The organism is Streptomyces sp. NPDC101166, assembly GCF_044768125.1.
GTDB lineage: Bacteria > Actinomycetota > Actinomycetes > Streptomycetales > Streptomycetaceae > Streptomyces.
Genome location: NZ_JBIWPF010000365.1, coordinates 1 through 1,039, shown reverse-complemented (window position 1 = coordinate 1,039; position 1,039 = coordinate 1). Strand labels below are relative to the sequence as shown.

At 69.4% G+C, this 1,039-nt stretch carries 1 protein-coding gene; it reads right to left on the bottom strand.

The window, feature by feature from the left end:
- Positions 1-165: 165 nt before the first annotated feature.
- Positions 166-993, bottom strand: a complete 828-nt coding sequence (locus ACIRS4_RS39140) for a hypothetical protein (protein ID WP_379278698.1) — start codon at positions 991-993, stop codon at positions 166-168.
- Positions 994-1,039: the final 46 nt, after the last annotated feature.

Sequence of the window (1,039 nt, the reverse complement as noted above, 5' to 3'; positions counted from 1 at the left end):
CAGGCCTGGTCGAAACCGTAGGTCTGGCCGTAGGCCACCGTCGGGGTCGCGATCATGACGGTGAATACGACCGCGAGAATCGTGACTAGCCGCCTCAGCATGTGGTCCACCTCTCGATGGGTCGCGATGCCATATCTTCTGTTGTCACCTGGGGAGCTGTTGTCGTCACCAACGGGTCCACCCCGCCAGCGAATCCACGTACTCGGTCTGCGAAGTCCGCGACGTGGAGGGTTTGAGCCGCCAGTCGCCGGCGTCCCAGACCATGATCAGGCGCACCGCCGCCCACAACTGCCGGCTGTCGACGACGGGCCCGCGCGCGGCGAGCCGCACGATGGCCATGTCGTCGGCATAGTTCTCGACCTGGAAGCCGTCAGGGGCGACCAGGTAGCGGGTCACCTTCTCGGGCTGCTGTTTCGGCAGCCGCTGATCGGCCAGCGCCTGGTCGTAGGCGGTGAGCTGTTCGGCGGGCACGCGTACCTGCCGCACGTACAGCTCCCGGTCCGCGGGCCGGGCGTTGAGCCGGTAGGTGATCTGCGCCGCCGCCAGGGCCGCGCCCTGCGGGGTGTGCGAATACCCCACGGCCAGGCCGTTTTCCAGGCGAGCCGGGCCGTCGGACGTGGAGAAGGGGACCGACGCCCCGTACACCCGCTGCCAGCCGTGCGGGTCGGTGATGCCCAGCGGGGCCGCGGTCAGCCAGTCGGTGTCGGTGGCCTTGCGCTGCTTGCCGGGTTCCTGCGGCAGGGGCTGGCCCGCCGTGTTGTTGGGGATGTCGATGCGACGGCCGAACAGATCCACCTCGGGCGAGGCGAATCCGGTGGCGCCGGTGTCCGAGGTCGCCGGCGTGGCGCCGGGGTCGGGCTTGGCGCTGGGCTTGGCGTCACCGTGCCCGAAGTAGACCACCAGGCCGGCGATCAGGATGACCGCCACCAGGGCGGCCGAGGCGATCACGCCGAACGAGACGCCGTCGCGCTCGGGCGACTCCTTCTCGCTCATCGCAATGCCTCCACGGTGTCGTTTACAAGAGCATGTGTGCGGGTGG